At 58.1% G+C, this 12,898-nt stretch carries 11 protein-coding genes and 1 pseudogene; 9 read left to right on the plus strand and 3 right to left on the minus strand.

The genetic code is table 11. The annotated features are described in order from the left end of the window. Positions 1-290: 290 nt before the first annotated feature. Both FHT86_RS38275 and FHT86_RS31625 read left to right on the plus strand, forming a co-directional pair. Positions 291-391: pseudogene (locus FHT86_RS38275) on the plus strand (SOS response-associated peptidase); the annotation flags it as partial. 757 nt (positions 392-1,148) lie between these two features. After that, positions 1,149-1,484 (plus strand): hypothetical protein, encoded by a 336-nt coding sequence (locus FHT86_RS31625; RefSeq protein ID WP_133710788.1) that lies wholly within the window; start codon positions 1,149-1,151, stop codon positions 1,482-1,484. Between the two features lie 691 nt (positions 1,485-2,175). Here the strand turns inward: FHT86_RS31625 and FHT86_RS31630 are convergent. The 3 genes from FHT86_RS31630 to FHT86_RS31640 all read right to left on the minus strand — a co-directional run bounded on the left by FHT86_RS31630 (position 2,176) and on the right by FHT86_RS31640 (position 5,240). Continuing rightward, positions 2,176-2,904: a DUF1194 domain-containing protein gene (locus FHT86_RS31630; protein ID WP_246779746.1), complete on the minus strand. Its 729-nt coding sequence runs from the start codon at positions 2,902-2,904 to the stop codon at positions 2,176-2,178. A 210-nt stretch (positions 2,905-3,114) separates the two neighbouring features. Next, positions 3,115-3,381 (minus strand): hypothetical protein, encoded by a 267-nt coding sequence (locus tag FHT86_RS31635; RefSeq protein ID WP_133710786.1) that lies wholly within the window; start codon positions 3,379-3,381, stop codon positions 3,115-3,117. A gap of 659 nt (positions 3,382-4,040) precedes the next feature. Next, positions 4,041-5,240, minus strand: a complete 1,200-nt coding sequence (locus FHT86_RS31640) for an ROK family transcriptional regulator (protein ID WP_133710785.1) — start codon at positions 5,238-5,240, stop codon at positions 4,041-4,043. A 226-nt stretch (positions 5,241-5,466) separates the two neighbouring features. On the opposite strand from FHT86_RS31640, the gene FHT86_RS31645 reads away from it, so the two are divergent. From FHT86_RS31645 to FHT86_RS31675, 7 genes are all read left to right on the plus strand, one after another. Then, on the plus strand, positions 5,467-6,705 hold the full coding sequence (locus tag FHT86_RS31645; protein ID WP_133710784.1) for an extracellular solute-binding protein: 1,239 nt from the start codon (positions 5,467-5,469) through the stop codon (positions 6,703-6,705). A gap of 74 nt (positions 6,706-6,779) precedes the next feature. Further along, on the plus strand, positions 6,780-7,664 hold the full coding sequence (locus tag FHT86_RS31650; RefSeq protein WP_133710783.1) for a carbohydrate ABC transporter permease: 885 nt from the start codon (positions 6,780-6,782) through the stop codon (positions 7,662-7,664). Then, positions 7,664-8,509, plus strand: a complete 846-nt coding sequence (locus tag FHT86_RS31655) for a carbohydrate ABC transporter permease (RefSeq protein WP_133710782.1) — start codon at positions 7,664-7,666, stop codon at positions 8,507-8,509. The genes FHT86_RS31650 and FHT86_RS31655 overlap by 1 nt, the downstream gene beginning before the upstream one ends. A 2-nt stretch (positions 8,510-8,511) precedes the next feature. Next, on the plus strand, positions 8,512-9,528 hold the full coding sequence (locus FHT86_RS31660) for an SIS domain-containing protein (protein ID WP_133710781.1): 1,017 nt from the start codon (positions 8,512-8,514) through the stop codon (positions 9,526-9,528). Further along, positions 9,529-10,458, plus strand: a complete 930-nt coding sequence (locus FHT86_RS31665) for a PfkB family carbohydrate kinase (protein WP_133710780.1) — start codon at positions 9,529-9,531, stop codon at positions 10,456-10,458. Further along, complete coding sequence (locus tag FHT86_RS31670; RefSeq protein ID WP_133710779.1) at positions 10,455-11,525, plus strand: ABC transporter ATP-binding protein; 1,071 nt, start codon at positions 10,455-10,457, stop codon at positions 11,523-11,525. Before FHT86_RS31665 ends, FHT86_RS31670 begins: the two co-directional genes overlap by 4 nt. A 315-nt stretch (positions 11,526-11,840) precedes the next feature. Next, positions 11,841-12,851 (plus strand): methyltransferase, encoded by a 1,011-nt coding sequence (locus FHT86_RS31675; protein ID WP_133710778.1) that lies wholly within the window; start codon positions 11,841-11,843, stop codon positions 12,849-12,851. The last annotated feature ends 47 nt before the right edge of the window (positions 12,852-12,898 follow it).

A 12,898-nucleotide genomic window follows, 5' to 3' on the forward strand; every position in this document is an offset into this window, starting at 1 on the left:
CGGTCATCACTCCTCAGGATTTCCGCAGGCCATTACCTCAGCTTAATGTTCTATATTGAATAGATACAGGTCTACAATGAATTTCTCTAGTACTCTGAGAGGGATGTCAAGGGTATGAATGTGAAACGCGGTCTATCGCCCTAACGCGCAGTGGCCCGTTGGTGAGAGAACGCAGGCTCCCAGCCGTACCGGACTGGCGCTAGGACATCGAAAGCGATGAATCTGCCCGACTTTTGAGAAGGGATTGGGAACTGACGCTAGTTCGACGGTTTGATCTGCCGATTTTATTCTTCTACGAATTCACTGATCCAAAGGACGAGAAGAAGAAGAAGAAGCGGAGGATAAATGGCTCCTCCCGAAGCGTAACGAGCCAATCTTTTGCATCGCCGGGATTCGCGCGACATGCTGAAGGTTGAACTCTGATCGGGCCTGTATCCGCGCCGATTGACGTCAGAGTAAAATCCGCAGACCAAACCGTGCCTGTTCCTTTCAATAAGAACCCCGCGCCGGCCATCGGGTGGCACGTCAATCACAAGCCTCCGACGCCTCCAGTCGTCATCACCAAACAGCCAGCCGCCGTCCCGGTGATCTTTAAGGTTGTCGAAAGCCAAAATATTGCCAGGCGATTTGTCTACACGCACCCAGATCGTCGTGCCGTCAGAGACCTTTTCCGTGCCCAGGTCCGCACCAATTTGAATGCGTTGTCCACGGTACGGAACGGCCGCAACCGTCTGTGCAAGCGTTCCAAAAACTCATCGCATCGATCCGACCGGCGGCCCAGTGCCGGGGTCTGATCAACCATGCTGTAGAGCCGAATAAGCTGGGCGTTTGGAACGACTGTCGGAACGACCTTCTCGGCGGTGCAACGCGGGTCATATCGATCCCGACAACGGACGTGTTGAGATCGTCGCTCTTGGCGAACCTGGCATCCTTCTTGGTCAGCAGACGCGAGCCGGTCATACCGCAGGGGGCCGAGAAGTCGACGGCCAGGCAATCGGCGACGCTTACCGGAACGAAGAGGATCCGGAGCCAAAGACAAAGACAAAGACAAAGTCTTGACCACGAGGCGCGACGGCCTGTCACGGTTGCGAAATTGGGATATTTGCGCTTGTGTCAGGCGCAAAGCTTGAGCCTAAGGAGCAGAGAGAATGGGTCGATTGATGATCGTGGCTTTGTGTGTATCGATGAGCGCTGGGCACGTGATGGCTGATACCGATGCAGTCGCTAACGCGCAGACGCTTTGCCGAGCGATTGATACCACGATTTCGCTCTCTCCGTGCACGTACTCCGAAGAAGCGAAAACGGTCACCGTCTCGGTTGGGACGCAAGGTGGGGACGCTCGGGAGCTTTGCCAGACCATCGAAAGTTCGCTCATGGAGAAGCACATCTTTTTCGATGGCGATCCATGGAAATTGAATCTGAAATCGTCCGCGAGTGGCGATAACACGATCGCATCTTGTGATTTGCCACAAACCCCTCATTGAGAGGCGAAGGCGGCCGGGAGAGCCGGCGACATGTTGAAAATCAATGACCTGATTGCGTCAGCTGAATCCGTCTGCGACCGATACGAAAGAGGACGCATAGAGAGGGAGACCGTCCGTGAGTGGATCTTGCGCCTTGGCTCGTATCCATCGCCGCATGGTGATCGCGTGCGGGAAGCGGCAGCGTGGTTTAGGGCTCATCCCGCGAGCGAAGTGCCAGCCGATGTCCGAAATGTCGATGTTGACAGACTAAGGGCAATCTTTTTGCAGTGAGCCGATCTAGCTTGCTTGTCACTGCCGATACTATAGACACCCTCGAAGAACGCGACTGCCGTTAGTTTTAGAACGGGGTCGGGCGGCCGATTGACGTCACGCTGCTGCCACGAGATCACGTGGCCGTTCTTCAACTCCTTCACTGTATAGCGCGTCACGGTGCGAGCTCGCTCCCATACGTCTTACGCGCGGCTCACCAATCCGGACACCACCACAATCAGGAGACAACGACCCACCACACTTCGCGTGTCCACAGTTGATTGCAATGTTCAAGCTGAATTGGGCGTGGCAATCCTGAAATCGACCGGAGATGATCCGAATGACCGGGACTTAAGAAGCGAGAAAACACATTACTGACCGGCACCTCTCCACTCTTCTAAAAGATGCCGCCAATCAGATTGCTGATGTGCCGCTGGCGGATCTACCTTCCAATCGAACGCTCCTGCATCTCTTCGCCGATAAGACAATCGTAGGGCTCATCATATTTGGCAGATTTCGGTCTCATATGGTGCTGCAGGACGCCGCTGACGTTTAGCCCGGATATCTCTGCCGTGAGCTTTGCAAGGATAGCTGCGGAGAATTGGCTGGCGTCCGATACCTTCACGACAAATGCACCTTCACCTCCGATGACGCATTTCTCGTAATAGACATCGATATCTGGGATCGATGCCGAATCCGGAGCGTTCCTTAACATGATCGGAAGTCCATCAATCACGATCCCCTGGGCGACGGTGTTATTTCGGGCGACAGGCGCCGGCACCCCGGCATTGTTCGGTCCATCGCCAGAGACGTCGATGACGCGCCGACTTGCCCGATAGGCACTAGAGCGAATAATTCTTCGTGCGAACTGGAGCGTATTTGAGATTGAGGTGAACGAGATCCGCCTCACAGGCTGACGGCGCAATGTTTCGGCAAATTGCTCGGCGGTAAGCGAGTCTTCGATGACGGTCCAAGGCAGGATCTGGATGGCTTTGCCACCCCATTCGACATAGGTCACCGCAATCCTACCAAGCGGCCCGGTTTTGACTGCCCTGACTATCTCAGGCGCACGAAACGCCTCAACATAACCCGTGCGTTGGAGTTGCAGTTCCTCTAAACCCATCGAGTAGGAGACATCGACGGCAATTACCAGCTTGAGATCGACGGCCAATGGATCTTGAGCCGCGGCCGTACTGACGCCGAGAGGAATGGAAGCAGCCAGAAGCATGCGACGTGGTTCAATCAAAGCGACCCACCATTTGGCTGCGAAAGCAGCGCTACTGCAGACCCGATGCCTATTCAAGTGCCCCTCGGGTACACTTGGTCGAGCCTACCTGCCGGTGCGGGAGCTGTACGAGGATGGGGGCATAGACGGGCGTGATCATTGCAGCGCGTCGATCACCTTCGCGTCTGGCTTTGCAGCGCAGACTTTGTCGATGGTATCGCCCAATTTGCTCTCACCGAGCGCACCAAGCTTTGGGTCGCCTCTTGTGGCATCATACACCGCCGAGATGATGTCCAGCATGCCCTGGTGACTGTCCGAATTATACTCTTTGCAGGTCACAGCGGCCGGATCGACAGGCGCCGCGCTAAGGGTCGACAGCGCGAGCGTGACGAAGACGAACGATAATGCAAGGATGCGAACCATCTGCCTCTCCATCATGAAATGGCCGATTCAGAAGACAAGTGTTACCATAACAGATTTCGTGGCAGATGTCTTCCGCGGGAAGTATTGACTCCCTCGCCTACCCAGAACATGTTGAGAACAAACGAGAGGCAGCACCTCGCGAAACGGCGAGCTGCCGCCTGAGACAATAACTCTTCCGGAAGATTGCGTTCATCGCCAAATCAGAAGCAACGATGTAGTATGCGATAAAGCTATTAATACAAGCGCGACATACTCCATGAGATCATCCGAATTACCTAATCGAGTTTGCGGTCGAAGGTCACATAAAGCGGATTGGTTATCCCGCAGCCGATTTCTGAATAGGCGGGCTCCTCTTTGATGTGACCGGAAGTCAAGGAGCAGCTTGTTCAGCTGAACCGGGATAGCTTGACCGACGAGCGGGAGTTCGACCATGAGATGATCATGCTGGATGCCGTACGCAGGAGGTTGGAAGTGTCCAGAGGAACTCTCAAAAGATTGATCGAGAATGGATTCAGCAAGGCGATTTTGAGAGCCAACGAATTGTCACAAGGGTCGGATCAACACGTGGGTTCGGACCGCCGATTTAGACGTATTCGCCGACCTTCATTGGACTTTCGATCAGATCGTTGCTCGGAGTCCGCTTGGGCAAGAACGGGAGGCTAGTCTTTCAAAATTGCAGCGTAGCGCGGATCGAATTCAAGGCTGATCGGCCCGGCGGCGGCTCCCAGCGCGACGGACCAAGGGTCGGCCATTCCAACCTGCAAGCGTGGAACTATGCGATCCGTACGCTCGGCGAGCGACGGTAGCAATGGCCCCATGGCAGCGATGAGCCGTTGCACCAAAATCGGCGGTGCGCTGCCGCATAGAATGACGGTCTGCGGATCGAAGACCGTTTCGATCAAGTGTACGCTCCATCTCAGATCGGAGGCCGCCGCCTCGATCCATTCGACGATCCGGCGATCCTCGGTGGATACGAGATCATGGATCCTGGCAAAAAGACCTGGATCGGCCGGATCGAGGGATAGATATTGGTAGAGCGAGGCCAGGGACGCGCGATGTTCAAGCGGTGTCGACTTGCCTCCGACAGCCAACAAAGCCATGCCGATTTCGCCGGCATTGCCGTTCGCGCCGGTATAGAGCTCGCCGCCGAGGATAAGACCTGCGCCGATACCATAGCCAATATAGAGGCAAACTGCATGATCCAGCCCATGCGCGGCGCCGACCATTCGTTCGGCAATCGTCGCCGCGGCGGCGTCGTTTTGGATACTGACGTCGAGGCCGGTGCCGACTGCAAGGGTTTCAAGCAACGGAAATTTTTGCCAGGCCTCCATCATCCAGGGGTCGTCGCCATTCCCGGCGACACCGAAGGGACCCGGCATTGCCGCGCCGAGGCCAACGAGCCTTTGCTCGGATTGCGCTGCGATGGCTGCCAGTTGGCGCCGGACGGCGGCAACAAGGTCGAGAATGACCCTGGTGCCCGTCGTCGGCCCTCCCGAGGGGAGCTTCGCCTCCAGTCGGACAAGCACATTTCCAATGAGGTCGACGGCGATCGCCCTTGTCATGTGCCGGTCGATTTGAAGGCCGATCGCAAACGCCCCTTCCGGGACCAAAGCATAGGGCGTCGAAGGCTGCCCACGGCCGTTGCGTACCGTTTGCTGCGATGTAACGAGGCCGTCACGTTCAAGCTCGTCGATAATGTTGGAAACCGTTTGTTTCGCAAGTCGCGTCGCGCGCGCCAGATCCGCGCGTGAAAGCGCTCCATTGACGCGCAATGCATCGATCATCACCCGGCGGTTATGAGCACTGGTGCCTTCGTGATTGGTGCCGCTCTTGGCGCGGATCGGGCGGGTATCGTTCATGCGCAATTCCCTCTTGACACCAGTAGAGTATTGAAGAAGTAATTAAGTCAAGACAATTGACTTAATAAGAAACCAAAGAGTTTCATGGGAACAAATCGGGCCGGAAGAGGCCCCGACGATGATCCGACAAGGATTAGGCATCCGATTCCCGGCTGCCTTTTCAACAACCGGTCGCGACGCAAGCCGCCATCGGAAATCGCGTGAAAGTCAAAAACTGGAGGGTGTAATGTTGAAATCCATAAACAAGACGTTGTTCGGCGCCGCACTGATCGGCGTGTCCTTTGCATCGCATGCCTTTGCCGAAACGACGATCAACGCACTTTTCATGGCGCAGGCCGCCTATAGCGAAGCCGACGTACGCGCCATGACCGACGCCTTCACCAAGGCGAACCCGGACATCAAGGTCAATCTCGAGTTTGTTCCCTATGAGGGCCTCCACGACAAGACCGTTCTGGCCCAGGGCTCCGGCGGCGGCTATGACGTCGTCCTCTTCGACGTGATCTGGCCGGCCGAATATGCGACCAACAAAGTCCTCGTCGACGTGTCCTCGCGCATATCAGACGACATGAAAAAGGGCGTGCTGCCCGGTGCCTGGACCACGGTTCAATATGACGGCAAATATTTCGGCATGCCGTGGATTCTCGATACCAAATATCTGTTCTACAACAAGGAAATCCTCGAAAAGGCGGGCATCAAGACCCCGCCGAAGACCTGGGACGAGCTCACCGAACAGGCAAAGACCATCAAGGGCAAGGGACTGCTGGCGACACCGATCGCCTGGAGCTGGTCACAGGCCGAAGCCGCCATCTGCGACTACACGACGCTCGTCAGCGCCTACAAGGGTGACTTGCTGAAGGACGGCAAGCCGGCCTTCCAGACGGGTGGCGGTCTCGATGCCCTGAAATACATGGTTTCGAGCTATACATCCGGCCTTACCAATCCGAACTCCAAGGAATTCCTGGAGGAAGACGTCCGCAAGGTCTTCGAAAACGGCGACGCCGCCTTCGCGCTGAACTGGACCTACATGTACAATATGGCGAACGATCCGAAGGACAGCAAAGTAGCCGGGAAGGTCGGTGTCGTACCGGCTCCGGGCGTTGCAGGTAAGAGCGAAGCCTCTGCCGTGAATGGTTCGATGGGCCTCGGCGTCACGACGGCCAGCAAGCATCCGGACGAAGCCTGGAAATACATCAGCTTCATGACCTCGCAGGCGACGCAGAACCAATATGCCAAGCTCAGCCTGCCGATCTGGGCGTCTTCCTATGACGACCCGGCTGTCACCAAGGGACAGGAAGAGCTGATCGCGGCGGCAAAGGTCGGCCTTGCAGCCATGTACCCGCGCCCGACGACGCCGAAATACCAGGAGCTTTCGACTGCACTTCAGCAAGCGATCCAGGAATCGCTGCTCGGCCAATCCTCGCCGGAAGATGCATTGAAATCGGCTGCCGATAACAGCGGTCTCTGAGGCCGTCTACGACGGGCGGTGCAAAGTGCCGCCCGTTTCCAATCCAGTCCGACGAACAAAAAGGGTGGCCCTAAATGTCCGGCACCTGGATGACAACCCGCGCGTGGCTTTTGATGCTGCCGCTCCTCGTGGTCATGATCGCCGTCATCGGATGGCCCTTGGTGGATACCGTCCGTCTCTCCTTAACCGATGCCAAGCTCGTCGGCACCGAAGGCAATTTCGTCGGGATCGACAATTATACAAAGATGATCTCCGGTTCGAACTTCCAGCGGACTCTCGTCACGACGGCCATCTTTGCGATCGTTTCCGTTGCTGCCGAGATGGTGGTCGGCGTGCTTGCCGCATTGCTGCTCAATCAGGAATTCCGTGGCCGCACGGCGCTGCGCGCACTGATGATCCTGCCTTGGGCACTGCCGACCGTCGTGAACGCGACGCTCTGGCGGTTGATCTACAATCCCGAATATGGTGCCCTGAATGCGGCGCTGACGCAGCTAGGTCTGATCGATGCCTACCGCTCATGGCTGGGAGAACCCGGCACCGCGCTGGCGGCGCTGATCGTCGCCGATTGCTGGAAGAATTTCCCCCTGGTCGCGTTGATCGCATTGGCGGCGCTGCAGGCCGTCCCGCGCGATATCACGGCCGCGTCGCTGGTCGACGGCGCCGGGCCGATCGCCCGCTTTCGCTTCGTGATCCTGCCCTATCTCGCAGGTCCGCTGATGGTAGCGCTGGTGCTGCGCACCATCGAAGCTTTCAAGGTCTTTGATATCATCTGGGTCATGACGCGCGGCGGTCCCGCCAACAGCACACGCACACTGTCGATCCTTGTCTATCAGGAAGCCTTCTCCTTCCAGCGCGCCGGATCCGGCGCCTCGCTGGCACTGGTGGTAACGCTGCTGGTGACCGTGCTCGCCGCCGGCTATGCCGCCTTGGTGCGCAAGACGGTGGGGAGTGCCGCCTGATGGAACGCAAGAGCCCGATCTTCACCGCATTCATCTACATCTCAGCAGTCGTGTTGGCCGCCGTCATTCTCGCGCCGATCCTCTGGCTGTTCGTCATGAGCATTTCGCCGGCGGCCGATCTCGCGGCAAAGCCACTGCGCTGGTGGCCGCAAACAGCGGATTTCTCCCGCTATCGACTGCTGTTCTCGACGATCGAGAACAGTACGGGCGCCGCCTTCACCTCCTCGCTGCGCAACAGTATCGAGGTTGCAGCCATGGCGACGATCGCGGCCATTGCGCTTGCAATCCCGGCGGGCTGGGCGGTATCGCGCACGCCATCCGTCGGCTGGTCGCTGTCCATGGTGATCGCCACCTACATGCTGCCGCCGGTGGCTCTCGCCGTGCCGCTCTACATGGGCCTTGCCTATCTGGGCATGCTGAACAACGTCTTCGGACTTGCGCTCGTCTATCTCACCATCCTCGCGCCGTTCACGACCTGGCTGATGAAATCCGGTTTCGATTCCATTCCGAAAGAGATCGAATCCGCAGCCATGATCGATGGCGCCGGCCTGTTCCAGACGTTGAAGATCATCACGCTGCCGCTTGCCATGCCGGTGATCGCGACATCGGCACTCTTCGCTTTCCTGCTGGCCTGGGATGAATTCTTCTACGCGCTGCTCTTTACTTCAGACCAGCGTGCGAAGACCCTGACCGTCGCCATCGCCGATCTGGCTGGTGGCCGGGTATCCGATTACGGACTGATAGCGACCGCCGGTGTGCTTGCCGCCCTGCCCCCGGTGCTGGTTGGTCTCGTCATGCAACGTGCCCTGATATCGGGGCTGACAAGCGGCGGCGTCAAGGGGTGATCATGACCGGACAACAAACACGGCCAGCGGGGTTGGCTGCAATCGATCGCGAAATGGCACGCCAGCACGCGGATGCCATCGCATCCTACGAAGGCGCCGCCGAAATGGCCGCAAAGACGGCCGCCTCGCTGAAGAGAACGCGTAAGCTATTGCTTCTCGGCATGGGTGGATCGCACGCCGTCAACCGCGCGGTCGAACCGCTTTATCGCGCATTGGGTATCGATGCGATCGCAGCGCCGCTCTCCGAACAACTCGGCCAGCCGCTATCGCTGGCGGGCCGGACGATTTTCATAACCTCGCAATCCGGCGAAAGCGCCGAGGTGGTGCGCTGGTTCAACGAGACCGGCGGCACGGACGAGACATTCGGGCTGACGCTCGAAGGCCAATCGTTCCTGGCAGGGGCTGCGCCGGCCTTGGTCGGTGCCGGCGGCACGGAATTGGCCTTCGCCGCAACACGCAGCCTGACCGTCACTTTTGCCCTCCATCTCGCGATCCTTGCTGCGCTCGGCGAAGAGCCGGTGGCTGCGCTTGCCGTGCTCAAGTCGCCTCAAAGCGTCGATATCGCGACAGCACTTTCCGCACTTGCGAATGTCGAAACGGTCGTCACATCAGGCCGCAGGCTGCAGGGCGTCGCCGAAGCACTCGCGCTCGGTTTGACCGAGCTGTCCCGCCGCCCATGCTTCTCACTCGAGGGCGGACAGCTACGGCACGGACCGATGGAAATGCTCGGGCCTGATATCGGCGTCGTTCTGTTTCGTGGGCAGGATAGTACGGCAAGCCTTGTCACCGCGATGATCGTGTCTGCCGTGGAAACCGGTGCGCCGACCGTCGTCTTCGATGCATCCGGCGAGGAGCCAGTGGCAGGAGCCGTGACGCTCGGCTTCGAGGCGGCGACCGGTCTTGCGGCAATCTTCGCCATGCTGCCCGTTGCGCAACGGCTGATGATCGCCTTTGCCGAAGCCCGCGTCGACAACGCCGGAACACCGGTCCGCTCGACGAAAATCACGCGGAGTGAATGAATGAAGCCACTCGCTGTCATCGGCAATGTCAATGTCGACTTGATCCTCGGACCTGCGGCACCCTGGCCCAAGGCAGGCACCGAGATCATCGTCGACCACGACGAACTCCGCGTCGGCGGCGCGGCGGGGAATAGTGCGCTTGCCTGGGATGGGATGGGCATCAACTTCGAGATCGCCGCCAATGTCGGCAACGATGAGTTCGGCCGCTGGCTGCGCGAAGCCTTCGGCGAACGGGGAGAGAAATGGCCGGTACGACCCGAGCGAACGACGCTTTCAGTGGGCATCACCCATCCAGATGGGGAACGGACCTTTTTCACGACACGCGGTCACCTACCGCGTCTTAGCCTTGCCGATGTCCTTGCCGTTCTCGACGGATCGACGCTTTCCGGCGGTTATGCTCTTCTCTGCGGCCCCTTCCTGACAGACGACCTGACGCAAGACTACGACGCCTTGTTCGACTGGGCCGATGAGCACCGGATAACCATCGCACTTGATACCGGATGGCCGCTCGATGGTTGGACGAATGATAATTGCGCCGCCACGCGAGGATGGCTGTCGCGCTGCGGTATCGCCCTGATGAATGAGGTGGAATCGACCACGCTCGCAGGCCTGGACGATCCCGCGGACGCTGCGCGCCATCTTCGCTCGCATATGCCGGATGGTGCGATCGTCATCGTCAAACGTGGCCCCGATGGCGCGATCGCCATCGACAGGGATGGCGAACTCGTTGCGGTTGCCGCGCCTCAGGTGAAGGTCGTGGACACGATCGGCGCCGGTGACGTCTTCAATGCCGCGTTCCTGGCGGCACTGGCTCGCGGCGAAATGCTTTCTGCGTGTTTGACTGCAGGAACAGAGATCGCATCGCGCGCCATTTCCACCCTTCCCCGCAGCTATGGCGAGCTTAAGGCTTCCAGGGAGGCCGCACGATGAGCGCGCTCGAAATCCAGAATATCCGCAAGACCTATGGTCAGGTCGAGACGCTGAAGGGCATCGATATCGCACTTGAGAGTGGCGAATTCCTTGTGCTGCTCGGCTCTTCCGGCTGCGGCAAGTCCACATTGCTGAATATCATCGCCGGTCTTGCCGAGGCGACCAGCGGCGATGTGCGGATAGGCGCACGCTCGGTTCTTGGCGTCCATCCCAAAGACCGTGATATTGCCATGGTGTTCCAATCCTATGCGCTCTATCCAAACCTGACGGTCCACCGCAATATCGGCTTCGGCCTTGAGATGCGTAAAGTGCCGGCGGCAGAGCGTGACAAGGCCGTTCGCGATGCTGCGAAGCTGCTTCAGATCGAAAATCTGCTGGATCGCAAGCCAAGCCAGCTTTCCGGCGGCCAGCGGCAGCGTGTCGCAATCGGCCGCGCACTCGTGCGCAAGCCTGAAGTCTTCCTTTTCGATGAGCCGCTTTCGAACCTCGACGCCAAACTGCGCATGGAAATGCGCACAGAGCTCAAGCGTCTTCATCAGATGCTGAAGACGACGGTCGTTTACGTCACCCACGATCAGATCGAGGCGATGACGCTCGCCACCCGGATTGCGGTGATGCGGGACGGAAGGATCGAGCAGTTGGGCACGCCGGAGGAGATCTACAACAGCCCTGCAACGCTCTATGTCGCAACTTTCGTCGGCGTACCGCCGATGAATCTTCTGAAGACCACGGTTCGCCCGGATGGGCTGCAGTTGGAGGCTGCAGCCACTTGCCTGCCGCTTCCCGAACGCTTCAAGGGCAAGGTCAAAGAAGGCCAGCAACTTGTTCTCGGCATAAGGCCTGAGGCGCTGCGTCTGGAACAGGCTGCTTTATCGATCGAAGCAAGGCCCGAAATCGCGGAGCTGACTGGCCCTGAACTCGTCGTCACGGCCATTGCCGGAGATCAGCGATTGACGGCTTGTCTTCCTCCCCGCACGCCAATCAGCAACGGTAAGCTAAAGCTATCCTTCGACGATGAAGCGATACACCTTTTTGATGCGGAAACGGGTCTTAGCTGCCTTCGTTAGGAGGATCGGCTAAGCCGGTGTACGCATAAATCGGGTGCTTGGGTCAGGCACGTCTGATGTCCGCCTGTCCGCCGTTAGCGGCGCCACAGCAAACGTCGCCAGAGTTCACAAAAAGGGCCAGGAACGGAGCTGACGACCCGCCATCTGCGCAGATTGCGTCCACCCAGCTGAGTGTTACGATGGTAATCGTTTTCGCCGTTATTTGAAATGACGCGGTAGCGAGCCCCTGCAACTATTCCTGTGTAGCACGCTCGAACTACGGGCGAAATTTCATTCGGCTGCATAAGCGGTGACAGCCAACTTGGAGATAAAGTCATGAGCGCAGCAACACCGGAAAATATTATGCGAGTTGGTTTGGGCTTTTGGGCGTCCAAAACGCTCTTAAGTGCCGTCGAACTAGGCGTGTTTAGTACTTTGGCCGATGCACCCGCCGACCTGCCAACGCTTCAAAAAAAGCTTGCGCTGCACCAGCGATCAGCCCGCGACTTCCTCGATGCGCTGGTGGCACTCAAGTTGCTGGATCGCGAGAACGGCATCTATAGCAACACCGCAGACACGGACCTGTTTCTCGATCAAGCCAAGCCATCTTATATCGGCGGTATTCTAGAGATGGCGAATGCCCGGCTCTATGGCTTCTGGGGATCGCTTACAGAGGCCTTGCACACCGGTGAATTACAGAACGAGAGTAAGGGTGGGGGAGAAAACATGTTTGCGGCGTTGTATGCCGATCCGGGTCGGTTGCGCGGGTTTCTGAACGCGATGAGTGGAATAAGTGCGGGTGCGGCCCAGGCCATTGCCGGCAACTTCCCATGGAAAGACTACAAGACCTTCATGGATCTTGGTTCAGCTCAGGGCATGGTACCCGCCACTCTCGCCCGCGCCCATCCCCACCTCACCGGCATCGGCTTCGATCTGCCCCCGGTCAAGCCAGTCTTCGAGGAATTTATTGCTCGCAGCGGGGTGGATGACCGAGTGCGGTTTCGAGGAGGAAATTTCTTCGAGGACCCTCTGCCGAAGGTTGATGTCATCGTCATGGGTCACATCCTTCATGATTGGGACCTTGCCCAGAAAAAGGTGCTTCTCGGCAAGGCATTTGATGCTATTTCGAAAGGCGGCGCAGTCGTCGTTTATGATGCCATCATCGATGATGATCGCCGCGAAAACGCTTTCGGCCTCATGATGAGCTTGAATATGCTGATCGAAACTGCTGGTGGTTTCGACTATACAGGAGAAGCCTGTCAGGCTTGGATGCGCGAAATCGGATTTTCAAAAACGCGGGTCGCACCGCTTGTTGGCCCAGATTCGATGGTGATCGGAATTAAGTAACCTATCCAGGTGAGTGGGTTTGCCGATCGGATGCGTCACATTGTGCA

The organism is Rhizobium sp. BK313 (assembly GCF_014193655.1).
GTDB lineage: Bacteria > Pseudomonadota > Alphaproteobacteria > Rhizobiales > Rhizobiaceae > Rhizobium.